This is a genomic window from Variovorax sp. 278MFTsu5.1 (genome assembly GCF_048305045.1).
GTDB lineage: Bacteria > Pseudomonadota > Gammaproteobacteria > Burkholderiales > Burkholderiaceae_C > Variovorax > Variovorax guangxiensis.
Map to the genome: position 1 here is coordinate 5,292,247 of NZ_CP157622.1, position 22,706 is coordinate 5,314,952.

The following is a 22,706-nucleotide window of genomic DNA, read 5'->3' on the forward strand; positions in this document are numbered from 1 at the left end:
CCGAAGACCTTGTACTGGCAGGGCCGCGAGGGCCTCGCCCGTGGACTCAGATGGCCACCAGCTGCCGCACGCCCTGCGCTTCCATGTCCTTGCCGAGGCCGCGCGCAATGACTTCGCCGCGTTCCATCACGAGGTAGTCGTCGGCCAGTTCCTGGGCGAAGTCGTAGTACTGCTCGCACAGCACGATGGCCATGTCGCCCCGGTCGGCCAACATGCGGATGACGCGGCCGATGTCCTTGATGATGCTGGGCTGGATGCCCTCGGTGGGTTCGTCGAGGATCAGCAGGCGCGGCTTGGGCGCCAGCGCCCGGGCGATGGCCAGCTGCTGCTGCTGCCCGCCGGAGAGGTCTCCGCCCCTTCTGTTCATCATCTGCCTGAGCACGGGGAAGAGCTCGTACAGCTCCGCCGGTATGGGCGTGCCGCCGCTCTTGTAGGCCAGGCCCATGCGCAGGTTCTCCTCGACCGTGAGCCGCGCGAAGATCTCGCGGCCCTGCGGCACGAAGCCGATGCCGGCCCTGGCCCGCTCATAGGGCGTGGCCTTGTGGATCGGCTTGCCTTCGAGCTCGATGCTGCCGCTCTTGATGGGCACCAGGCCCATGAGCGACTTCAGCAGCGTGGTCTTGCCCACGCCATTGCGGCCCAGCAGCACGGTGACCTTGCCGAGCTTCGCCTCGAAGCTCACGTCGCGCAGGATGTGGGAGCCGCCGTAGTACTGGTGGATGTTCTTGACTGTCAGCATGGTTCGTTCCCCCTCAGCGGCCCAGGTAGACCTCGATCACCCGCTCGTCGGCCTGCACTTCGTCCAGCGTGCCCTGCGCGAGCACGGAGCCGTCGCACAGCACGGTGACGATCTCGGAGATGGTGCGGATGAAGCTCATGTCGTGCTCCACCACCATCAGCGAGTGCTTGCCCTTGAGCGAAAGGAAGAGCTCGGCAGTGCGGGCCGTTTCCTCGTCGGTCATGCCGGCCACGGGCTCGTCGAGCAGCAGCAGCTTCGGGTCCTGCATGAGCAGCATGCCGATTTCCAGCCACTGCTTCTGCCCATGGCTCAGGTTGCCGGCTAGGCGCGAGACGCTGTCGGCGAGGTGGATGGTCTCCAGCACCTCGGCGAGCCGGTCGCTCTGCGCAGAGTCGAGCCTGAAGAGCATCGACGAGCGCACGCCCTTGTCGGTCTTCAGCGCCAGTTCCAGGTTCTCGAACACGGTCAGGTGCTCGAACACCGTCGGCTTCTGGAACTTGCGCCCGATGCCCAGCTGCGCGATTTCCGCCTCGCGGTGGCGCAGCAGGTCGATGGTGCTGCCGAAGAACACCGTGCCTTCGTCGGGCCGGGTCTTGCCGGTGATGATGTCCATCATCGTCGTCTTGCCGGCGCCGTTCGGTCCGATGATGCAGCGCAGCTCGCCCGGCGCGATGTCCAGCGACAGCTTGTTGATGGCTTTGAAGCCATCGAAGCTCACGCTCACGTCTTCGAGGTAGAGGATGCGGCCGTGCGTGACGTCGACCTCGCCCGGCGTGACGTGGCGGCCGAAGTCGGCGGCGCGGCCACCCGATTCGGTGCTGCCGCTCACGTAGTGGATGCCGCTGGCGCGCGCGACGCGCTCGGCGCCGGCTTCCATCAGGTCTGGCGTCATGCGCGTGCTCCCTTCGCATCCACCGGCAGCGAGGCCAGCGCATCGGGCTCGACGCCCTGCTCCGCCGCGACTGCGCGACGCGCATCCTGCGCAGGCTCGGGCGCCGTGGTCTTCTTTTTCTCCCTCGACAACCACTTGCGCACCAGCCCCACGATGCCGTTCGGCAGGAACAGCGTGACAGCAATGAACAAGGCGCCCAGGAAGTACAGCCAGTACTCCGGATAGGCCACCGTGAGCCAGCTCTTCGCGCCGTTGACGATGAAGGCGCCGATGATCGGCCCGATCAGCGTCGCGCGCCCGCCCACCGCTGCCCAGATGGCGATCTCGATGGAATTGGCGGCGCTCATCTCACCCGGATTGATGATGCCGACCTGCGGCACGTAGAGCGCGCCGGCCACGCCGCACATGACGGCCGAGATCACCCAGATCGTGAGCTTGTACGGCAGCGGGTTGTAGCCCGAGAACATCACGCGCGTCTCGGCGTCGCGGATGGCCTGCAGCACGCGGCCGAACTTGCTGCCGATGAGCCACTTGGCGAACAGGAAGAAGCCCAGCAGCGTGGCGCCGGTGAGCGCGAAGAGCGTCATGCGCATTTCCTGCGTGGCGATCGGGATGCCCAGGATGCGCTTGAAGTCGGTGAAACCGTTGTTGCCGCCGAAGCCCGTCTCGTTGCGGAAGAACAGCAGCATGGCAGCGAAGGTCATGGCCTGCGTGATGATCGAGAAGTACACGCCCTTGATGCGCGAGCGGAAGGCGAAGAAGCCGAACACGAAGGCGATGAGGCCCGGCACCGCGACGATCAGCACCAGCGTGGCGATGAAGCTGTCGCTGAAGGTCCAGTGCCAGGGCAGCGTCTTCCAGTCGAGGAACACCATGAAGTCCGGCAGGTCGCTCTTGTAGTTGCCGTCGCGGCCGATCTGGCGCATGAGGTACATGCCCATCATGTAGCCGCCCAGCGCGAAGAAGAGGCCGTGGCCCAGCGAGAGGATGCCGGTGTAGCCCCAGATCAGGTCCATGGCCAACGCGCAGATCGCATAGCACATGATCTTGCCGACCAGCGCCACCGCGTAGTCGCTCATGTGCAGCGGGCTGTCGACGGGCACCCACATGTTGAGCACGGGCGCCAGCGCGCACACCACGATGAGCGCGACGAAGAAGGCCGTCCAGCCCTTGCCGCTCAAGAGCGGCCCCTTGGTTGGAAGTACGACCTTGCTCATGCCTCTGCGCTCCGGCCCTTCATCGCGAAGATGCCTTGAGGCCGCTTCTGGATGAAGATGATGATGAAAACGAGCACCGCGATCTTTGCGAGCACCGCGCCCGCCCAGCCCTCGATGAACTTGTTGAGAATGCCCAGCCCCAGCGCCGCGTACACGGTGCCCGCGAGCTGGCCCACGCCGCCCATCACGACCACCATGAAGCTGTCGACGATGTAGCTCTGGCCCAGGTCGGGGCCGACGTTGCCGATCTGGCTCAGCGCGCAGCCGGCCAGGCCCGCGATGCCGGAGCCGAGCGCGAAGGCATAGGTGTCGATGCGCGCGGTGTTCACGCCCATGCACGAGGCGATCGGGCGGTTCTGCGTGACGCCGCGCACGAACAGGCCAAGCCGCGTGCGGCCGATGAGCCAGCCCATGGCCAGCAGCACCAGCGCAGCGAAGACGATGATGCAGATGCGGTTCCACGGCAGCGTGACGTTGCTCAGCATGGTGAAGCCGCCGCTCATCCAGCCGGGGTTTTCCACGCCGACGTTCTGCGCGCCGAAGATGGAGCGCACCAGCTGCTGCAGCATCAGGCTGATGCCCCAGGTGGCCAGCAGCGTCTCGAGCGGGCGGCCGTAGAGGAAGCGGATCACGCCGCGCTCCAGCACCGCGCCCACGAGCGCCGATGCGAGGAACGACACGGGAATGGCGGCCACCAGGTACCAGCCGAACGCCGCCTCGGGCATGTACTTCTGGAAGATGCCCTGCATCACGTAGGTGGCGTAGGCGCCGATCATCATCAGCTCGCCATGGGCCATGTTGATGACGCCCATCAGCCCGTAGGTGATGGCCAGGCCCAGCGCGGCCAGCAGCAGCACCGAGCCCAGGCTGACGCCGCTGAACACGGCGTTGATGCGGTCGCCCCAGACCAGCGCGCCGTCGATGCTGGCGATGGACGCGACGATGGCGGCCTTGACGTCGGCCTCGGTCTCGTCGGCCAGGCGCTGGTTGAGCAGCAGCTTGGTGTCGGGGTTGCGGTTGTTGCCCAGCTCCTTGGCCGCGGCGAGGCGCTTGGCCTTGTCGGCGCTGCCGAGCATGCTGGCGGCGCGCACCAGCTCCAGCTGGGACTTGATCTTGGGGTTGGTCTCGGCGGCCAGCGCCTTCTCGACCATCGGCAGGCGCGACTCGTCGGGCTCCTTGAAGAGCGCCTGCGCGGCCTCGGCGCGCACCGCGTCGTCCTTGCTCGTGAGCTTGAGCGCGGCCTGCGCGGCATCGAGCGCGCCGCGCATGAGGTTGTTGTTGACGACGTCCTCGGCGGTGTCGGGCACCTTCAGCTCGGTGCCGGTGACCGGATCGTAGCCTTTGTCGTCCTTCATCACGAAGACCTTGTCTTCGGTGTACTTGACCGCGTCGTCGGACATGGCCTGGATGAAGGCTGCCGTCTTGTCGTCTGCCGTGAGCACGGCCTTGTTGAGCGCGGCGATGCGGGCCTCGGATTCGCCGGAGGCGATGGCCCGGGCTTCGTCGGCGGTCAGCGCGTGGGCGGCCGATGCCAGGAGGAGCATGGCGGCGAAGGCGCAGTGAAGGGATCGTCGAAGCATCATGAAATTCGTGTTGCTCCCTCTCCCCTGGGGGAGAGGGTTGGGGTGAGGGCCGGAGGCCTTCAAACAAACGCGGCGGCCCGATCGACCGCCGTTGCCCCCACCCCGCCCTCTCCCCGAGGGGAGAGGGAGCGAGGCAAGGGGCTTGTCGATCAATTACATCGACTTGCCAGCGGGGTAATCCGGCTTCTTGTCGTTGCCTTCGATGTACGGGCTCCACGGCTTGGCCTTGACCGGACCCGGCGTCTTCCACACCACGTTGAACTGGCCGTCGGCCTTGATCTCGCCGATGAACACGCTCTTGTGCAGGTGGTGGTTCTTCTCGTCCATCTTCGAGACGATGCCCGAGGGTGCGGTGAAGGTCTGGCCGGCCATGGCTGCGATCACCTTGTCGGTGTCCGTCGACTTGGCCTTCTCGACCGCCTGCTTCCACATGTGGATGCCGATCCAGGTGGCTTCCATCGGGTCGTTGGTGAGCGGCTTGTCCTTGTGGCCGGCGATGTTCTTGGCCTTGGCGTACTCGCTCCACTGCTTGATGAAGGCGGTGTTGGTCGGGTTCTTGATCGACATGAAGTAGTTCCATGCGGCTAGGTGGCCCACCAGCGGCTTGGTGTCGACGCCGCGCAGTTCCTCCTCGCCCACCGAGAAGGCGACCACCGGCACGTCCTTGGCCTTCAGGCCGGCGTTGCCCAGTTCCTTGTAGAAGGGCACGTTGGAGTCGCCGTTGATGGTCGAGACCACCGCCGTCTTGCCGCCGGCCGAGAACTTCTTGATGTCGGCCACGATGGTCTGGTAGTCGCTGTGGCCGAAGGGGGTGTACTTCTCGTCGATGTCGGATTCCTTCACGCCCTTGCTCTTCAGGTAGGCGCGCAGGATCTTGTTGGTGGTGCGGGGGTACACGTAGTCGGTGCCCAGCAGCACCCAGCGCTTGGCGCCGCCGCCTTCCTTGCTCATCAGGTAGTCGACGGCCGGAATGGCCTGCTGGTTGGGCGCGGCGCCCGTGTAGAACACGTTCTTGGAGAGCTCTTCACCCTCGTACTGCACGGGGTAGAACAGCAGGCCGTTCATTTCCTCGACCACCGGCAGCACCGACTTGCGCGACACCGAGGTCCAGCAGCCGAAGATGACCGAGACCTTGTCCTGGCCGAGCAGCTGCTTGGTCTTCTCGGCGAACAGCGGCCAGTTGGAGGCAGGGTCGACCACCACGGGCTCGAGCTGCTTGCCCAGCACGCCGCCCTTCTTGTTGATGTCGTCGATCGCCATCAGCACCGTGTCCTTCAACACGGTTTCCGAGATGGCCATCGTGCCCGACAGCGAGTGCAGCACGCCGACCTTGATGGTATCGGCGGCGAATGCGGGCGCAGCAGAAATGCTGGCCAGCGCGACGGCGGCGGTGAGCGCCTTGAGGGTGAAACGACGTTGCATATGGACTCCTGCTCCGGGGTTGGTTGAACCTTTTCGACAGCCTTGGCTGGCGTGGGAGGGAGTCTGCGGAATGCACCACAAAGGGGAAATACGCCGGGTGGCGTACACGGACGTACTCAGGCCGGCGGCGCGGGGTACTTGCGGGCGTTGAGGAGCATCTTGCTGCGCGCGGCCTCGATCACGTCGATGCCGAGCTTGTCGGCGAGCTGCAGCAGGTAGAGGAAGACGTCGGCGACCTCGGTGCCGATCTCTGCGCGCTTGTCGGCCGGCAGGTCGCGGCTCTGGGCCTCGGTGAGCCACTGGAAGTGTTCGAGCAGCTCGGCGGCCTCCACCGAAAGTGCGCAGGCAAGGTTCTTGGGGGAGTGGAACTGCTCCCAGTCGCGGGCCTGGGCGAAGTCGCGAAGGGCCTGGGTGAGCGATTGAAGATCGTTGGTCATGCCGGTCATGGAACATCGGGTCAAAAACCCATTTTGGGCATTAAAATGCCCAAAATGGGTAAATATCTACCTCCTCCGCCGGAACAAGACATGCCCACGGGCTTGGCTGACGCCTTGTTCACGACAACCCAGCAGCGCGTGCTGGGCTATCTCTTCGGCCAACCGGACCGGAGCTTTTTCTCCAGCGAACTGATCAAGCTTACCGGCGCCGGGTCGGGAGCAGTGCAGCGCGAACTCAAGTGCCTGAGCGACAGCGGGCTGCTTGCAACCTCGCGCGTGGGCAACCAGAAGCACTATCAGGCCAATGCGGACTCGCCGATCTTCGAGGAGCTGTGCGGCATCGTGCGAAAGACATTCGGGCTCGCCGGCCCCCTGCGCGAAGCCCTGGCGCCGGTGGCCGACAGGATCGAAGCCGCGTTCGTCTTCGGCTCGGTGGCCAGGAAGAGCGACACGGCAGCGAGCGACATCGATCTGCTTCTGATCAGTGACGAACTTGCGTATTCGGATCTCTTTCTCGCACTCGACGCTGTATCGGCACGCCTCGGCCGTACAGTGAATCCGACCATGTTCACGAGGAAAGAACTCATGCGAAAGCACAAGGACGGCGAATCGTTCGTCACGCGCGTCATGGCACAGCCCAAGCTCTGGGTGATCGGCGACGCGCATGTCCTCCCCACTTGAAAACCTGTGCGGCCCGTCGAAGCCGCTGGCTGCCGAAGCACCCGACGCGCGTGAATTCGCCGGCCTGATGCGCTCTGGCCAGGCACGTCTGGCAGATGCCCAACTGGCGCAGCTCTCCCTGGAAAGCCGCTTCGATCTCGTCTACAACGCGGCGCATGCCATGTGCCTCGCTGCGCTGCGATGGCACGGGTATCGATCGAGCAATCGCTTCATCGTTTTCCAGGTACTTCCTCACACCCTGTCGCTCGGGCCGGAGGTATGGCGCGTGCTCGCCAAGGGACATGAGATACGAAATCTCGGCGAATACGAGGGCGACATGAACATCGAGGAACGCATCGTTCGCGACTTGATCACCGCCTGCAAGCGGGTGTCGGAGAAGCTGTCGGAACTCCCCACGCTCTCCGGTAGCTAGGCCGTCCGCGTGCCCCGGCGATGCAAGCCAGCCACCAGCAGCGCCGACACCGTCAGATACAGCAGCGCCACCCCGAAGGCGCTCGCATACGCCCCCGCATCCGGCGCATCGCCGAGCCGCCCGTAGAAAAGAATGCCGATCAGCGCCACGCCCAGTGCGTTGCTCGCCTGCTGCACCATCGAGATCACGCCCGAGGCCACGCCCGCATGCTGCGGCGGCAGGCCGGCCAGCACGGTGGAGACCAGCGGCGCCATCACCATGCCGAGCCCCGCGCCCTGCACCAGAAGCAAGGGCACCATGCACGCCACGAGGTGCGAGTGCCCGGGCCAGACGGCCACGTTGACGAACTGCAGCGCATGCCCCGTGGCGAGCACAAGGGCACCGAGCGCGATGGGCGGCTTGCCGCCGAAGCGGCGCGCGAGGCGCGCACCCATCATCGACGTCGCGAAGAAGCCGGCCGCCAGCGCCGTGAAGACGATGCCCGAGCTGAGCGGGTCGAGGGCCAGGCCCTGCTGCAGGTAGAGCGCGAGCACGAAGTAGAGCGAGGCATTGCCCACGTAGAAGGCCAGCGTCGTGAGCAGGCCCATGCCGAAGCGGCCGTTGGCGAGCAGCACCGGAGCTACGAGCGGCGCACCGCCACGCACTGCGAGCCGGCGCTGCTGGTGTGCAAAGGCTGCGAGCAGCGGCAGCGCCGCAGCAAGGCACAGCCAGCTCCAGAGCGGCCAGCCCTGTTCGCGGCCTTCCACCAGCGGCAGCACCACTGCCGCCGAGCCCGCGGCCACGAGCAGCATGCCGGCGAGGTCGAGGCGGCTGTTGCCGCTGTTCGCCAGCGGCGCAATGACGCGCGGTGCAAGCGTCAGCGCCAGCAGGCCGATCGGCACGTTGATGAGAAAGCAGCTGCGCCAGCCGAGACCCGCCAGGTCGGCATGGATCAACAGGCCGCCGACCAGTTGCCCGAGCGTGGCGCCCAACCCCAGTGTGAGTCCATAGGCCGCGAAGGCGCGCGCCCGGTCTTCCCCGGTGTAGGCCAGGCCGATCATCGCCAGCACCTGCGGCTGCAGCAGCGCGCCGGCCAGTCCCTGCAGCACGCGTGCCGCCACCAGCAGTTCGGCGTTCGGCGCCAGGCCGCAGGCGGCCGAAGCGAGCGTGAACAGCAGCAGGCCCAGCATGAACATGCGACGGCGCCCGAACAGGTCGCCGAGCCGGCCGCCGGTGATCAGGCCCGCGGCGGTAGCGAGGCCGTAGCCGGCCACCACCAGCTGCAGGGTGCCCGCGCTCGCCTGCAGTTCGCGCTGCATCGAGGGCAGCGCGACGTTGACGATGAAGAAGTCCAGCACCACGAGGAAGGTGCCGCTGAGCATGACCCACAGGCCCAGCCGGCCGGGACGTGTCGCGTCCGGACTCTGGCTGCCGGTGGAAGAAAGCGATGCTGCCGAAGCGATGTTTGACTGCGTCATGATGGATTCGAGTGTTGGAAGGAAGCGGCGTGAAGGCAATGACCTCGGAGGTCATCGGCCAGGCTCAGGCGGCGGCGGGCGTGGGCAGGATGAACTGGTAGTCCGTGGCGATGCGGCCGTCTGTGGCGAGCACCAGGAACTCCAGCCCGAGCGCGGCCACCGGGCCGCCCGCGGCCGGGACCATGTGCCAATGGAACATCACAACGTCGTGCAGGAACTGGGCGTCGCCCGCGCGGACGAAGCGAAAGCCGGCGTCGCGCACGTTCTTCTCATGCGAGCCGGTGACGCGCTGCTGCAGCGCCTCGTGGCCCCTGGCCTGCAGCGTGCGCACGTAATGCTCGCCGTCGGGCACCCAGAGGCCGGCGATGGCGGCGCGCCTCGCCTCGGCATCGGGTTCGTTCCAGACGGCGACGTAGCGGTCGGCGAGTCGGGTGAAGTCGGTGGGATCGGTCCTGGTGTTCATGGCCCTGCTCCTGCTGGTTCCTGAATAAGTGAGGCCGCAGTTTCCGCCGCTGCCGATGGACAGTGAATGCCCGGAAGACCGAAAATCTTGTCCATTCGTCCACCACTGGAGGAGTCTTCGATGGACCCGCTCGACGACATCTTTGCGGCCATGAGAGTGCGCAGCGCGCTGTACGCCCGCCTCGAGGCCGGGGCGCCCTGGGGCGTGAGCCTGGCCGGGGGCGAGAGCGCACGCTTCGGGCTCGTGGTGCGCGGCGGCTGCCTGCTGGAGGTCGAGGGCATGGCGCAGCCGGTGGCACTGGCGGCGGGCGACTGCTATGTGCTGGCGCACGGCACGCCTTACATCCTGCGCGACCATCCGAACACGCCGACCGTGAGCTGCGCCTCCGTCGTGCGCGACCGCATCGGCGGGCTGGTGGAGCTCGGCGGCACGGGCACGGCGGCGTCGGTGATCTGCGGCTGGTTCCACTTCGACCAGCGCGCCGCGCGGCCGCTGCTCGATCTGCTGCCGGTGCTGCTCCACGTGAAGATGGAACAGGCCCGCGCCCTTGCGCTGCAAGGCACGCTGCAGCTGCTGGCCATGGAAACCGGCGAGCCGGGCCTGGGGTCCAGCCTGCTCGTGAGCCGGCTGGCCGACATCGTGTTCGTTCAGGCGGTGCGCGCGCACGTCGCGGCCAATGCCGAATCCCAGACGGGCTGGCTGGCCGCGCTGGCCGATGCGCGCATCGGACCCGCGCTGCGCGCGATGCACAAGGAGATCGCGCACGACTGGACGGTGGAAGCACTCGCCGCCGTCGCGAACCTGTCGCGCTCTGCCTTCGCACAGCGTTTTCGGGAGCGGGTGGGACAGGCGCCGCTGGAGTACCTCACGCAATGGCGCATGTTCAAGGCCGGCAACATGCTGGGGCAAGGCAACGCTGCCATGGGGGCGATCGCCGCGGCGGTGGGCTACGAATCGGAGGCAGCGTTCAGCAAGGCCTTCAAGCGCAGCAAGGGGATGGCGCCCAGTGCGTGGCGGGCCGCGGCGCGCGAAGGGGCGGTCGCCGCATAGCCGCCCCTTCCGCTAGACCTTCTTCGGGCCTCCAACGGCCTTGAACTGCGCGGCGGCAAACGCCCAGGCCATGCGCGTGGCATCGGGCCCCTCGGGGTCGCTGAACAGCAGCTTCGGCGCTCCGCCGCTCCACGAATGGCCGAGCCCCGCGATCTCGCACAGCGTGACGAGCGTGCGCCCCTTGCGCCTGAAGTCGGTCACCCGCATCGCACGGCGCCTGCCGCGCTGCACCTCGCGCGTCAACCCTGGCCGCGCGCCCACGGCGGTCGCCCATACAGCAGCGCTGCTGGCGGCATTGCTCGGCGCGACCACCGCGTCGGCATCGCCGTGCAACACGAGCATCGGCGGCAGGGTGGTGAAGACCGCCGCCGCGCCCATCGCCTTGCCGACGGCCGTGGTGGGCATGGGCGGCACGTGCTCGCCGCGCATCGCGCCCAGGGCGGTGGCAGGCGACTTCGCCGCACCGGGCGCCACGCCCGAGTGCATGACGACGGCGCGGAAGCGGTTCGGGTAGCGCGTCGCGAGCAGCGCCGCCATGCTCGCGCCGGCGGAAAGGCCGGCCAGCGCCACGCGGTCGCGGTCGACGGGATAGAGCAGGCAGGCCTGGTCGATGGCGGCCATCAGCGTGGCGGCCTCGGCATCGGCCTTGCCGGAGCGGCGCTCGTACCAGTTCCAGCAGCCCTGCGGATGGGCGATCCGGTCCTGTTCGGGGTAGAGCACCAGGAAGCGCTGGCGCACGGCCAGTGCGTTCATGCGGGTACTCGCGGCGAAGTCACGGCCGGTCTGGCCACAGCCGTGCAGCATCACCATGAGCGGCAGGCGCTCGCCCAGCTTCAGTTCGAGACCAGCCGGCCGGAACAGGTGATAGCCGCGCGCGCCGCCCGGCCCGACAGCCACCCCGCTGAGCCAGTCGCCCCTGCCGGGCGGCGGCTTGAGCCGTTTGGCGGTCGCGCGCTGGACCTGTCCCGCAATGCGCTTGCTGTTGCTCAGGGTGGCCTTGGTGAGCGCACGCAGGTTGCGCTCGTAGGCGCGGGCAAAGACTGAAGCTGTGGAACGACGAGCCATGGCGCGCAGTGTGACCGCAAAGCGCCGGCCGGCCTACCCTTGGCCGGCCGCAAGGACCGCGCGTGCCTCAGTAGATTTCAGGAACGATCATGTTCGCCGGCACGGGCTGGCGCAGGTAGTCGGCATGGCGCACGCGCTCGGGCAGCTCGACCGGGGGATGCGGCACTTCCTGGTAAGGCAGCTGGCCCAGTAGATGGCTGATGCAGTTCAGGCGCGCCTTCTTCTTGTCGACCGCCTGCACCACCCACCACGGCGCCTCCGGAATATGCGTGCGCTCCAGCATGATTTCCTTCGCCTTGGTGTATTCCTCCCAGCGGCGGCGGCTCTCGAGGTCCATGGGGCTCAGCTTCCATTGCTTGAGCGGGTCGTGGATGCGGCCGAGGAAGCGCATGTGCTGCTCGTCGTCGGTGATGGAGAACCAGTACTTGATGAGCTTGATGCCCGAGCGCACGAGCATCTTCTCGAACTCGGGCACGGTGCGGAAGAACTCCTCGTACTCGTCGTCGGAGCAGAAGCCCATGACGCGCTCGACGCCGGCGCGGTTGTACCAGCTGCGGTCGAAAAGCACCATCTCGCCGGCCGCCGGCAGGTGCGCCACGTAGCGCTGGAAATACCACTGGGTGCGTTCGCGGTCGTTGGGCGCCGGCAGCGCGGCCACGCGGGCCACGCGCGGGTTCAGCCGCTGGGTGATGCGTTTGATGACGCCGCCCTTGCCCGCCGCGTCGCGGCCTTCGAACAGGATGACGACCTTCTGCTTGCTGTGCTGCACCCAGTCCTGCAGCTTGACCAGCTCGCCCTGCAGGCGGAACAGCTCCTTGAAGTAGGCCTGGCGGGCGGTCTTGTCGGCGGAGGATGCCGCGGTGACCGAAGCGGGGTCGAGGCCGTCGATGTTGCGGTCCTCGATCTCCAGCTCGAGCTCTTCGTCGTAGCTGTCGATCAGGTCGCGGGCGATGCGTTGCATCAGGTCTTCATGGTCGGGAAGTGCGCTCGTCAGCATGGTGGGGCGGCAGGAGAAAGGATTGAAGAGGGAGACGAAAAAGCATGCTGCTCGCCCCAAATGACGACTACGTGACAGTTTTGACGCCGTTGACATGTAGTTGTCATACGCGGCGAACACCATCTGGAGCCATTCCAACACCCCAGAATCCCATGAACACGCTCGCTGCCCCGCATGCCGAGTTGCCGTCGGCGTCCGCCGCGCAACGGCCCAAGCTCGACGCCAAGCCCGGTCCGCTCACGCTGATCACCTTCGTGGGCCTGCTGGCCGCCGGCCTGCTCTTCACGGCCTGGAGCCTGGTCGGCGACGTCACCGCCTCCGGCGCGCCCGTCACCACCTGGGTGCCCTACATACTTCTTGGCGTGGCACTGCTGATCGCACTGGGCTTCGAGTTCGTCAACGGCTTCCACGACACCGCCAACGCGGTCGCGACCGTCATCTACACCCACTCGCTGCCGCCGAACTTCGCGGTGGTCTGGTCGGGCTTCTTCAACTTCCTGGGCGTGATGGTGTCCAGCGGCGCGGTGGCCTTCGGCATCATCGCGCTGCTGCCGGTGGAGCTCATCCTGCAGGTGGGCTCGGGTGCCGGCTTCGCGATGGTGTTCGCGCTGCTGATCGCCGCCATCATCTGGAACCTGGGCACCTGGTGGCTGGGCCTGCCGGCATCGTCGTCGCACACGCTGATCGGCTCGATCATCGGCGTGGGCGTGGCCAACGCGCTGATGCATGGGCGCGATGGCACCAGCGGGGTCGACTGGGCGCAGGCCACCAAGGTGGGCTATTCGCTGCTGCTGTCGCCCATGGTCGGCTTCGGCTGCGCCGCCCTGCTGCTGCTGGCGCTGCGCGCCTTCGTGAAGAACCGCGCCCTGTATGAAGAGCCCAAGGGAACCGAGCCGCCGCCGTGGTGGATCCGCGGCCTGCTGATCCTCACCTGCACGGGTGTGTCCTTCGCGCACGGCTCGAACGATGGACAGAAGGGCATGGGCCTGATCATGCTGATCCTGGTGGGCACGGTGCCGATGGCCTATGCGCTGAACCGCGCGATGCCCGCCGACGAGAACGTCAAGTTCGTGGCCGTGGCCGAGATGGCGCAGAACGCGCTGAACCGCAGCGTGCCGACTTCGCTGCCGGCCATGGCACCCGCTGCCGCGCGCGACACGCTCTCCACCTACGTGCGCACCCGCGAGTTCACGCCGGCCGTGGTGCCGGCCCTGGCCGCGACGGCCGGCAGCATCGGCACCCAGGTGCGCCAGCACGGCTCGCTGGCCGGTGTTCCGGCGGAGGCCGTTGCCAACGTGCGCAACGACATGTACCTGGCCTCGGAGGCCATCCGCCACCTCGACAAGAGCGGCGCGGCCAGGTTCGACGAGGAGACGAAGCTGCGCGTGAACACCTTCCGCCAGGAGCTCGACAGCGCCACGCGCTTCATTCCGCTGTGGGTCAAGGTGGCGGTGGCCATCGCGCTGGGCCTGGGCACGATGATCGGCTGGAAGCGCATCGTGGTCACGGTGGGCGAGAAGATCGGCAAGACGCACCTGAGCTACGCCCAGGGCGCCTCGGCCGAGGTGGTGGCCATGGTCACCATCGGCGCGGCCGACATGTACGGGCTGCCGGTGTCGACCACGCACGTGCTGTCTTCCGGCGTGGCCGGCACCATGACGGCCAGCGGCTCGGGCCTGCAGTTGTCGACGCTGCGCAACCTCGCGCTGGCCTGGGTGCTGACGCTGCCGGTGGCGATGCTGCTGTCGGGCTCGCTCTACTGGCTGTTCACCCGCATCTTCTGAACTCGCGTACTTATCATCTTGTCGGCATTCCATGATCTCGCGGCCCAGTCGTACGGGGGCGACGAAGCCGGGCTGATCTGCGGCTACCTCTTCGACGCCCGCGCGCCCGAACCCGCGCGGGCCATCGACTCCGCGCAGGCCGCCGCGTGGCTAGCCGGGCAGCGCAATATCGAAGCCAGCGAAGCCCGAGCCGGCTGCGAAGGCGAAGACGGGCAGGAAAACCCCGCCTATGTCTGGCTGCATTTCAACTTGAGCCATGCGCACGCCGAGCGCTGGCTGGTGCGGCACGCGAACCTCTCCGACACCTTCTACGAGACGCTGCACGAGGGCCTGCCCTCCACGCGCATCGAGCGCGACGACGATTCGCTGATCGCCGTCATCAACGACGTGCACTTCGAGTTCAGCTTCGAGCCCTCGGACATCTCCACGCTGTGGATCGGCGTCGGCCCGCGCCTCGTGGTCACGGCCCGCACCAAGCCGCTGCGCTCGGTCGATGCGCTGCGCACCGCGGTGAAGGCGGGCGACGCGCCGCGCTCCAGCACCGAGCTGCTGGAGCACCTGCTGCGCGCGCAGGCCGATGTGCTGGTGAAGATCGTGCGCGGCGTCACCTCGCGCATCGACCGCATCGAGGACGAACTGCTCGCTGGCCGCCTCGACCACAAGCGCGCGCGCCTGGGCGTGCTGCGCCGGCTGCTGGTGCGGCTGCAGCGGCTGCTGGCGCCCGAGCCGGCGGCGCTGTTCCGGCTGCTGCAGGGGCCGCCGGGCTGGATGTCGGAGCCCGACGCGCAGGCGCTGCGCGGCTCGACCGAGGAGTTCTCGGTGGTGCTGCGCGACATGCAGGCGCTGCAGGAGCGCATCAAGCTGCTGCAGGAAGAGATCGCCGCCAACGTCAACGAGGACAACAACCGCAGCCTGTTCGTTCTGACGGTGGTCACGGTGCTTGCGCTGCCGATCAACATCCTGGCCGGCCTGTTCGGCATGAACGTGGGCGGCATCCCGCTGGCGGACCACAAGCACGGTTTCTGGATCGTGGTGGCGATCGTGGCCACCTTCACCGCGGTGGCGGCCTGGGCGGCTTTCCGCAAGCAGCGCTGAGGCGCATGCAGCGGCGCATTAATGCTATTTATTTAATAGCATCTTTTGCAGTATCCACGCGCCCGCAACAGGGTTCCAGACCCCATAGAATGCGGGGGTGTCCTCCATTCTCAATGCCGATCTTCATTGCCACTCCGTGGTCTCCGACGGCACGCTGACGCCCGAAGAACTGGCGGCGCGCGCCGCAGCCAACGGGGTGGAACTCTGGGCCCTCACCGACCATGACGAGATCGGCGGGCAGCACCGCGCAGCGGCCGCGGCCCGTGCCAACGGCATGCGCTACCTCACCGGCACCGAGATTTCCGTGACCTTCGCGGGCGAGACGGTGCACATCGTCGGCCTGGGCTTCGACCCCGACGACGCGGCCATCTCGCAGGGCCTGTACGACACGCGCGGCGGCCGCGGCAAGCGGGCGCAGGAAATGTCCGAGGGGCTGGCCAAGGTCGGCATCCACGGCGCCTATGAAGGCGCGCTCAAGTTCGTCGGCAATCCCGAACTCATCTCGCGCACGCACTTCGCGCGCTTTCTCGTCGAACAGGGCCATTGCCGCGACACGCCCGAGGTGTTCCGCAAGTTCCTCACCGAAGGCAAGCCCGGCTACGTGCCGCACCGCTGGGCCACGCTGAAAGATGCCGTGCACTGGATCACTGCCGCCAAGGGCCTGGCCGTGATCGCCCACCCGGGCCGCTACAAGTTCACGGCCAACGAGGAATACGCGCTGTTCCTCGAATTCAAGGCACATGGCGGCAAGGCGATCGAGGTCGTCACCGGCAGCCACACGCCGGCCGAGTTCGTCGAGTACGCCGACAAGGCGCTCGAGTTCGATTTCGCCGCCTCGCGCGGCAGCGATTTCCACAGCCCCGACGAGAGCCACTGCGATCTCGGCAAGCTGCCGCCCCTGCCCGGCGCGCTCACTCCCGTGTGGGAACTGCTCGGCGACCGTATCCAGCAGTGAGCCCAAGCCCCGGGACCAGCAACGACAACGCGGCGACCGTTGCGCTGGCAGCCGCTCGCGTGGCGCAGCAGCGAAGCCTCGGCAAGGAATCGGAACGCATCCTCGCCGGCATCGGCCTCGTGATACTGGCCGTGGCCTGCTTCGCCACGCTCGACACCGCCACCAAGTACTCCACGCTGGGCGTGCCCATCCTGATGGGCGTGTGGTTCCGCTATGCCTTCCAGGCGGTGGCGACCACGCTGGTGCTGCTGCCGCTGCGCGGCACGGCGCTGTTGCACACGAAGCATCCCCGCTACCAGGCGCTGCGCGGTGCGCTGCTGCTGGCATCGAGCATCTTCGCCTTCCTGAGCCTGCGCTACATGCCGCTGGCGGAGTTCACCTCGATCGTGCTGATCGCGCCGCTGGTCATCACGCTGCTGGCGGCCACCACGCTCAAGGAGCACGTCTCGCCGCTGCGCTGGACGCTGGTGGCGGGCGGTTTCATCGGCACGCTGGTCATCCTGCGGCCAGGCGGCGGCGCGTTCAGCTGGGCCGTTCTGCTGCCGCTGGGGCTGGTGCTGAGCAACGCCTGGTTCCAGGTGCTCACGAGCAAGCTGGCGCAGACCGAGAACCCGCTGACCATGCACTTCTACACCGGCTGGGTGGGCACGCTGATCGTCTCGCTCGTCGTGCCCTTCGTGTGGACCTCGCTGCCTTCCTGGGAATGGTGGGCGCTGCTGTGCCTCATGGGCTTCATGGGCACGGTGGGGCACTTCATGCTGATCCTGGCCTACCAGCGCGCGCCGGCGTCCACGCTCACGCCTTATCTCTATGCGCAGATCGCGTTCGCCATGCTTGGCGGCTGGATCGTCTTTTCCCATGTGCCGGACCGCTTCTCGCTCATCGGCATGGGGATGATCGCGGTCTGCGGCGCGGCCGGCGCGTGGCTCACGGTGCGTGAGCGCCGCGTGCCCATCGAACCCGCCGAATCCTGACCAGGAACCTTTCTTCATCATGGCCCAGTACTTCGAAGTCCACCCAGAGAACCCGCAGCAGCGGCTGCTGAAGCAGGCCGTCACGCTGCTGGAGCGCGGCGATATCGTGGCCGTGCCCACCGACTCCAGCTACGCGCTGGCCTGCCACCTCGACGACAAGGACGCGGTCGACCAGCTTCGCCGCATCCGCCAGGTCGACGAGAAGCACCACCTCACGCTGCTGTGCCGCGACCTCAGCGAGCTCGCCAACTACGCGCGCGTCGACAACAAGCAATACCGCCTGCTGAAGGCGGCCACGCCCGGCCCCTACACCTTCCTGCTCGAAGCCACCAAGGAAGTGCCGCGCCGCGTGAGCCATCCGCAGCGCAAGACCATCGGCCTGCGCGTGCCCGACCACAAGGTCTTGCTGGAGCTCCTGTCGCTGCACGGAGCCCCTCTGCTCGCCACCACGCTGATCGCCCCGGGCGAGACCGAGGCGCTGAACGACGCGCAGACCATCCGCGAGCGCTTCGAGAAGCAGATCGCCGCCGTCATCGATGCCGGAGCCTGCCCTTCGCAGCCGACCACGGTGGTCGACCTGACGCCCATGGGCAGCGGCGACGACCCTGTCGTGGTGCGCCAAGGGCGCGGCCAGCTGGCCGTTCTGGGCCTTTGAAATCGGGCAGAGAAACACGCCCCGTCTGACACAATCGCCCAGTGGATATTTCCAACCTCATACAGACAGTACTGATCTATGCGCTGCCCGTGATCTTCGCGATCACAGTGCACGAGGCGGCGCACGGCTACGTCGCTCGCCACTTCGGCGACAACACGGCCGAGGTCATGGGGCGCGTCACGCTCAATCCGGTGAAGCACATCGACCCCATCGGGACCATCCTGATGCCGCTGATGCTGTACTTCGCGACCTCCGGTGCCTTCCTGTTCGGCTATGCCAAGCCGGTGCCGGTCAACTTCGGGCGGCTGCGCCATCCGAAGCGCGACATGGTCTGGGTGGCCCTGGCAGGGCCTCTTTCCAATTTCGTCCAGGCGATCCTGTGGGCTCTGCTGCTGGTGGCGCTGGTCGCGGCGGGCGTCACTGAAACCTTTTTCATCAAGATGGCGCAAGGCGGCATCCTGGTCAACCTCGTGATGTGGGCCTTCAACCTGTTCCCGCTGCCGCCGCTCGACGGCGGGCGCGTGCTGGCCGGCCTTCTTCCCAGCGGCCAGGCCCAGATGTTCCTGGCACGCATCGAGCCATACGGCTTTTTCATCGTGATGGGCCTCGTCCTCGCGGGCATCGTCAGCACATACTGGCTGCGGCCGCTGATGGACGTGGGCTACTTCGTCATCAACCTGCTGATCACTCCGCTCAAGGCACTCCTGCTCTAGATTGCTTTAAGTAATTCTTCGTCTCTCCGTCCCATGGCTCCGTCTTCCAAAGCTCCCCTGCGCGTCCTGACCGGCATCACGCCTTCGGGCACGCCGCACCTCGGCAACTATGTCGGCTCGATCCGCCACTCGGTGCGGCAAAGCGTCGCGCCCGGCGTGCAGAGCTTCTTCTTCCTGGCCGACTACCACGCGCTCATCAAGGTGCAGGAGCCGGCCCTGATCCAGCGCTCCACCCTCGAGATCGCCGCCAGCTGGCTGGCCTGCGGGCTCGACCCCGAGCGCGTCACCTTCTACCGCCAGTCGGACATCGTCGAGATTCCCGAGCTGACCTGGTTCCTCACCTGCGTGACCGGCAAGGGCGTGCTCAACCGCGCGCATGCCTACAAGGCGCAGCTCGACAAGAACGTGGCCAAGGGCGAGGACCCCGACGCCGACGTGACGGCCGGCCTCTTCATGTACCCGGTGCTCATGGGCGCCGACATCCTGATGTTCAACGCCCACAAGGTGCCCGTGGGCCGCGACCAGGTGCAGCACATCGAGATGGCGCGCGACATGGCGCAGCGCTTCAACCACCTCTACGGCGAGCATTTCACGCTGCCCGAGGCCGAGATCGACGACGCGGTCGCCACCCTGCCCGGCCTCGACGGCCGCAAGATGAGCAAGAGCTACGGCAACACGATCCCGCTGTTCGCGCCGCGCGCGCAGCTGCAAAAGCAGATATCCAGCATCGTGACCGACTCGCGCGCCCCCGGCGAGCCCAAGGAAACCGAAGGCTCGGCGCTCTTCCAGATCTACCAGGCCTTCGCCGGCGCCGAGGAAACCGAGACGCTGCGCAAGGCGTACGCCGATGGCATCGGCTGGGGCGACGCCAAGCAGATGCTGTTCGAGCGCATCGACCTCGAAGTGGCGCCGCTGCGCCAGCGCTACGAGGCGCTGATGAACGACCCGGCCCAGATCGAGCGCACCCTGCTGCTGGGCGCCGAGAAGGCGCAGGCGCTTTCGAAGCCTTTCATGGCCAGCCTGCGCCACGCGGTCGGCCTGCGCAACCTGGCGGCCGGCAAGGACAAGGGCGTCGCCAAGGCGGCCAAGGTCGCCAAACCCAGTTTCAAGCAGTACCGCGAGAAGGCGGACGGACTTTTCTATTTCAAGCTGTTGGATGCGCGCGGCGAAACCCTGCTGCAAAGCCGTGGATTCGCCTCGCCGCAGGAAGCGGGCCGTACCATCGCAATCCTGCAGGCGCAGCGCGGCGAAGCATTGCCCGCGCTGGCCAGCCAGATGGAGCCCATCGGTACAGAAGGAATACGCGCCGTCGAAGAGGCGCTGGAGGCACTGACGGAAGCGACACCCGGCACAACCAGCGGGAGTTGATCCGGCAACGCCCATCGGCTTATCGGCCGGTGAGCACGACGAGAGAAGACGGTGCGATCACAAAGGAAGAAAACATGAGCATTTATGTCATCGACGACCACCCCCTGATGCGCGACGCGATCGTGATGGTCCTGCGGCGCTTGCGCCCGGCCGAGAACATCGTCGAGCTCGAACGCCTCGACAAGCTCGCAGGCTCCGTGCAGCAGCGTGGTGCGCCTACGCTTTTCTGCCTGGACCTGAAGCTGCCGGACACCAACGGCGTGTCGGGCGTGATCGCGGTCAAGCAGGTCTATCCGAACGTGCCGATCGCCGTGTACTCGGCCGCGCCGTCCGCCGACATGGAAGACGCCTGCATCGAGGCCGGCGCCGACACCTACATCGAGAAGTCGGCCAGCTCCAACGAGCTGGCAGCCGCCCTTCGCGGCCTCCTGATGGCCGGCTCGGAAGACGAAGCCGACGAGATACCGGCCGCCAACAGCGGCAAGCTCTCCAAGCGCCAGACGCAGCTGATCGCCATGCTCGACAAGGGCATGAGCAACCGCGACATCGCGACCGACCTGGAGATCAGCGAACACACGGTGAAGGTTCACCTGTGGCGCCTGTTCCGCAGGCTGGGCGTGAAGAGCCGCACCCAGGCGCTGCACTACGCGCGCACCAACGGCTTGTTGTCCGGCTAACCCCCAGGCTTCGCGCACTTCGTGTCGCTGCGCCAACCCCCTTGCAGGGGGCAACACCTGAGGACCGGCAAAGCCGGCTCCTCGGTGTTCCCGAATTGAAAAAACCGCGCTTGGCGCGGTTTTTTCATTGGGATGGACGCAGCAGCAGTTCGTCCTTAACCGCCGGAAGCCGTCACCCGCGCCTGCGCCACCGCTTCATCGGCATCGTGCAGCGCCACGCGGAACACGCTGCCGCTGCCCAGGCGCGAACGCACGCTCACCGGGTGTCCCAGCACGTGCGAGAGGCGCGCGACGATGGCGAGGCCCAGGCCGAAGCCGTCCGAAGTGCCGGCGTGGTCGGCGACCTTGTAGAACTCCAGGAACACGTCGCGCAGGTGCTCGGGCGCGATGCCGATGCCGGTGTCCCACACCTCCACGCGCAGGCCGTCGCGGGTCTGGCGGGCGGCCAGCAGCACGCCGCCTTCGGTCGTGTACTTGATCGCGTTGGCCAGCAGGTTGCCGATCATGCGGCGCACGCGGATCGGGTCGGTGAGGAAGGAGCCCTCGCACATGTGCACGCGGAAGTCGAGGCCGCGGCTCTCGGCCACGGGGCGGTATTGCAGCTCCAGGTCGTGCAGCAGCTCGGGCACGTCGACCCGCTCGACGTGCAGGCGCACCTGGCCCGAATCGATGCGCGCCAGGTCGAACATCGAATCGAAGAGCGCATTCACCGCGTGCGTGGCGCGCACGATCTTCGGCGCGAGTTCCAGAACCAGTTCGGGCTCATTGCGCAACCAGTCGGCGTACAACGAAAGTGCCAGCACGGGTTGGCGCATGTCGTGCGCGGCGCTGGCGAGGAAGCGGTTCTTCATGGCCACGGCCGATACCGCCGCCTGCCGCTGCTGGGTCAGCGACTTGATGAGGATGTGGTTGTGGAACAGCAGCTCCAGGCTGTTGCGCGCCGTCTCGTGGATGTGCCGCCCGGCCCGCAGCAGCAGGAACCAGTGGAGGATCGGCAATATCGGCATCAGGTAGCCGTACTGGAACTGCGGATGCTGCAGCGTGATGGACACCAGCCGTATCAGCACCGCGCCCAGCATCGTGATGAACAGCGTGTTGACGTAGCGCTTGAGCAGCGGCGGATGCAGCGCCAGCCCGTTGAGCGGAAAGGTGCCCACGCCGGCCACGATGAGCCAGCTCATGAACTGGTTGACCTGCGGCGTGCGCTCGAAGAAGAGCAGCACCGACAAGCCCCACACCACAGCGCTGGTGCTCCAGACGAAGCCGTAGCGCTCGGTGAACTGCTGCTGGGCGGCCGCACTGCGCCCGGCATAGCGCAGCGCATAGACACGCGCCCCCCAGGCGCGGCAGGCGGTGGCGATGACGCCGGCCAGGAGCCAGATCAGCAGTTCCCAGCGCGGCACATAGGCCCAGTTCAGGCCGACCATCGCCGGCATCAGCGCGGCGGAGACAAAGTACGAGCCCTTCGCCGAGCGCATCAGGCTGCGGATGAGCTCGCCGCGTACCCACGATTCGGCTTCATCGGCCGAAGCCGGGGCGGGGGTCATGCTGGCGATCGACGCATTGGCCATAAGCCGGCGATCTTAACGGCCCATCCGGCAATGTTTCACCGGGTAACAATCGATCGCCGCCCCAAAATGCGGGCGATAACCCGGAAGAATTAACCGATGCTCGACAACCTGACTCCCTTCCTCGTCCACTGGGCCATCACCGGCATCTCGCTGTGGGTGGCCAGCCATCTTTTCCGCGGGCTCAAGTTCGACAGCACCGGCGCGCTGGTGGTCTCGGCGCTGCTGCTGGGCCTGGCCAATGCCATCGTCAAGCCGCTGCTGATCGTGCTCACGCTGCCGCTGACGCTGGTGACCTTCGGGCTCTTCCTGCTGGTGATCAACGCGCTGATGATCCTGCTGGTGGCCGCGCTGGTGAAGGGCTTCAGGGTGTCCGGCTTCTGGACCGCACTCTTCGCGAGCATCTTCATCTCGCTGCTGAGCGTGGTCATCGGATCGTTCGTGACCGGCAGCGACCCCGCCGAGAAGGTGCAGATGCCGCAGAGCGGCAACTGGCTCTGAA

General features: G+C 66.9%; 23 protein-coding genes. 12 read left to right on the forward strand and 11 right to left on the reverse strand.

Going from position 1 to position 22,706, the window contains the following annotated elements; all coding sequences use genetic code 11:
* Window positions 1–46 precede the first annotated feature (46 nt).
* The 6 genes from urtE to ABL844_RS24480 all read right to left on the reverse strand — a co-directional run bounded on the left by urtE (window position 47) and on the right by ABL844_RS24480 (window position 6,290).
* A complete protein-coding gene (gene urtE / locus ABL844_RS24455) occupies window positions 47–739 on the reverse strand; it encodes an urea ABC transporter ATP-binding subunit UrtE (RefSeq protein WP_093197661.1) in 693 nt (230 codons plus the stop codon).
* A gap of 13 nt (window positions 740–752) precedes the next feature.
* On the reverse strand, window positions 753–1,631 hold the full coding sequence (gene urtD, locus ABL844_RS24460) for an urea ABC transporter ATP-binding protein UrtD (RefSeq protein ID WP_184641126.1): 879 nt from the start codon (window positions 1,629–1,631) through the stop codon (window positions 753–755).
* Window positions 1,628–2,848: an urea ABC transporter permease subunit UrtC gene (urtC, locus tag ABL844_RS24465; protein WP_418129308.1), complete on the reverse strand. Its 1,221-nt coding sequence runs from the start codon at window positions 2,846–2,848 to the stop codon at window positions 1,628–1,630. Before urtC ends, urtD begins: the two co-directional genes overlap by 4 nt.
* Entirely contained in the window at window positions 2,845–4,392 is a 1,548-nt protein-coding gene (urtB, locus tag ABL844_RS24470; RefSeq protein ID WP_184641124.1) for an urea ABC transporter permease subunit UrtB, read from the reverse strand. The genes urtC and urtB overlap by 4 nt, the downstream gene beginning before the upstream one ends.
* A 192-nt stretch (window positions 4,393–4,584) precedes the next feature.
* Window positions 4,585–5,853, reverse strand: a complete 1,269-nt coding sequence (urtA, locus tag ABL844_RS24475) for an urea ABC transporter substrate-binding protein (RefSeq protein WP_019657838.1) — start codon at window positions 5,851–5,853, stop codon at window positions 4,585–4,587.
* A 116-nt stretch (window positions 5,854–5,969) separates the two neighbouring features.
* Window positions 5,970–6,290, reverse strand: coding sequence for a nucleotide pyrophosphohydrolase (locus ABL844_RS24480; RefSeq protein ID WP_418129310.1), 321 nt, complete (start codon window positions 6,288–6,290; stop codon window positions 5,970–5,972).
* Between the two features lie 90 nt (window positions 6,291–6,380).
* Between ABL844_RS24480 and ABL844_RS24485 the strand changes: the two genes are divergently transcribed.
* Together ABL844_RS24485 and ABL844_RS24490 are read left to right on the forward strand one after the other, a co-directional pair.
* The gene (locus ABL844_RS24485; protein WP_260319404.1) at window positions 6,381–6,971 is read left to right on the forward strand and encodes a nucleotidyltransferase domain-containing protein; all 591 of its coding nucleotides are present in this window, start codon (window positions 6,381–6,383) and stop codon (window positions 6,969–6,971) included.
* The gene (locus ABL844_RS24490) at window positions 6,955–7,383 is read left to right on the forward strand and encodes a hypothetical protein (RefSeq protein ID WP_418129313.1); all 429 of its coding nucleotides are present in this window, start codon (window positions 6,955–6,957) and stop codon (window positions 7,381–7,383) included. Before ABL844_RS24485 ends, ABL844_RS24490 begins: the two co-directional genes overlap by 17 nt.
* Here the strand turns inward: ABL844_RS24490 and ABL844_RS24495 are convergent.
* The gene (locus tag ABL844_RS24495; RefSeq protein WP_418129315.1) at window positions 7,380–8,840 is read right to left on the reverse strand and encodes an MFS transporter; all 1,461 of its coding nucleotides are present in this window, start codon (window positions 8,838–8,840) and stop codon (window positions 7,380–7,382) included. The two genes, ABL844_RS24490 and ABL844_RS24495, sit on opposite strands and share 4 nt — an antisense overlap.
* 64 nt (window positions 8,841–8,904) lie before the next feature.
* A complete protein-coding gene (locus ABL844_RS24500; RefSeq protein WP_418129316.1) occupies window positions 8,905–9,303 on the reverse strand; it encodes a hypothetical protein in 399 nt (132 codons plus the stop codon).
* 120 nt (window positions 9,304–9,423) lie between these two features.
* On the opposite strand from ABL844_RS24500, the gene ABL844_RS24505 reads away from it, so the two are divergent.
* Complete coding sequence (locus tag ABL844_RS24505; protein ID WP_418129318.1) at window positions 9,424–10,353, forward strand: AraC family transcriptional regulator; 930 nt, start codon at window positions 9,424–9,426, stop codon at window positions 10,351–10,353.
* Between the two features lie 12 nt (window positions 10,354–10,365).
* Here ABL844_RS24505 and ABL844_RS24510 read toward each other — a convergent pair whose 3' ends face one another.
* Window positions 10,366–11,418, reverse strand: coding sequence for an alpha/beta hydrolase family esterase (locus ABL844_RS24510; RefSeq protein ID WP_184641118.1), 1,053 nt, complete (start codon window positions 11,416–11,418; stop codon window positions 10,366–10,368).
* A 67-nt stretch (window positions 11,419–11,485) separates the two neighbouring features.
* Entirely contained in the window at window positions 11,486–12,415 is a 930-nt protein-coding gene (gene ppk2, locus ABL844_RS24515; protein WP_418129319.1) for a polyphosphate kinase 2, read from the reverse strand.
* 152 nt (window positions 12,416–12,567) lie between these two features.
* Here ppk2 and ABL844_RS24520 point away from each other — a divergent pair, with 152 nt between their 5' ends.
* The 8 genes from ABL844_RS24520 (at window position 12,568) to ABL844_RS24555 (ending at window position 20,636) form a co-directional block, all read left to right on the forward strand.
* Complete coding sequence (locus ABL844_RS24520; RefSeq protein WP_418122165.1) at window positions 12,568–14,199, forward strand: inorganic phosphate transporter; 1,632 nt, start codon at window positions 12,568–12,570, stop codon at window positions 14,197–14,199.
* An 18-nt stretch (window positions 14,200–14,217) separates the two neighbouring features.
* On the forward strand, window positions 14,218–15,294 hold the full coding sequence (locus ABL844_RS24525) for a transporter (RefSeq protein WP_418129321.1): 1,077 nt from the start codon (window positions 14,218–14,220) through the stop codon (window positions 15,292–15,294).
* A 97-nt stretch (window positions 15,295–15,391) separates the two neighbouring features.
* Window positions 15,392–16,249: a 3',5'-nucleoside bisphosphate phosphatase gene (locus ABL844_RS24530; RefSeq protein ID WP_019657848.1), complete on the forward strand. Its 858-nt coding sequence runs from the start codon at window positions 15,392–15,394 to the stop codon at window positions 16,247–16,249.
* Entirely contained in the window at window positions 16,246–17,223 is a 978-nt protein-coding gene (locus ABL844_RS24535; RefSeq protein ID WP_126023362.1) for a DMT family transporter, read from the forward strand. The genes ABL844_RS24530 and ABL844_RS24535 overlap by 4 nt, the downstream gene beginning before the upstream one ends.
* Window positions 17,224–17,242: 19 nt before the next feature.
* Complete coding sequence (locus ABL844_RS24540) at window positions 17,243–17,878, forward strand: L-threonylcarbamoyladenylate synthase (protein WP_126023361.1); 636 nt, start codon at window positions 17,243–17,245, stop codon at window positions 17,876–17,878.
* A 41-nt stretch (window positions 17,879–17,919) separates the two neighbouring features.
* Complete coding sequence (locus ABL844_RS24545) at window positions 17,920–18,591, forward strand: site-2 protease family protein (RefSeq protein WP_126023360.1); 672 nt, start codon at window positions 17,920–17,922, stop codon at window positions 18,589–18,591.
* Window positions 18,592–18,624: 33 nt separating this feature from the next.
* Window positions 18,625–19,959: a tryptophan--tRNA ligase gene (locus tag ABL844_RS24550; protein WP_418129322.1), complete on the forward strand. Its 1,335-nt coding sequence runs from the start codon at window positions 18,625–18,627 to the stop codon at window positions 19,957–19,959.
* Between the two features lie 74 nt (window positions 19,960–20,033).
* Complete coding sequence (locus tag ABL844_RS24555) at window positions 20,034–20,636, forward strand: LuxR C-terminal-related transcriptional regulator (protein ID WP_418129323.1); 603 nt, start codon at window positions 20,034–20,036, stop codon at window positions 20,634–20,636.
* 155 nt (window positions 20,637–20,791) lie between these two features.
* On the opposite strand, the gene shkS is transcribed toward ABL844_RS24555, so the two are convergent.
* A complete protein-coding gene (gene shkS / locus ABL844_RS24560; protein ID WP_126023358.1) occupies window positions 20,792–22,207 on the reverse strand; it encodes a surface-behavior sensor histidine kinase ShkS in 1,416 nt (471 codons plus the stop codon).
* Window positions 22,208–22,303: 96 nt separating this feature from the next.
* Between shkS and ABL844_RS24565 the strand changes: the two genes are divergently transcribed.
* Window positions 22,304–22,705 (forward strand): phage holin family protein, encoded by a 402-nt coding sequence (locus tag ABL844_RS24565; protein ID WP_184641111.1) that lies wholly within the window; start codon window positions 22,304–22,306, stop codon window positions 22,703–22,705.
* Window position 22,706: the final 1 nt, after the last annotated feature.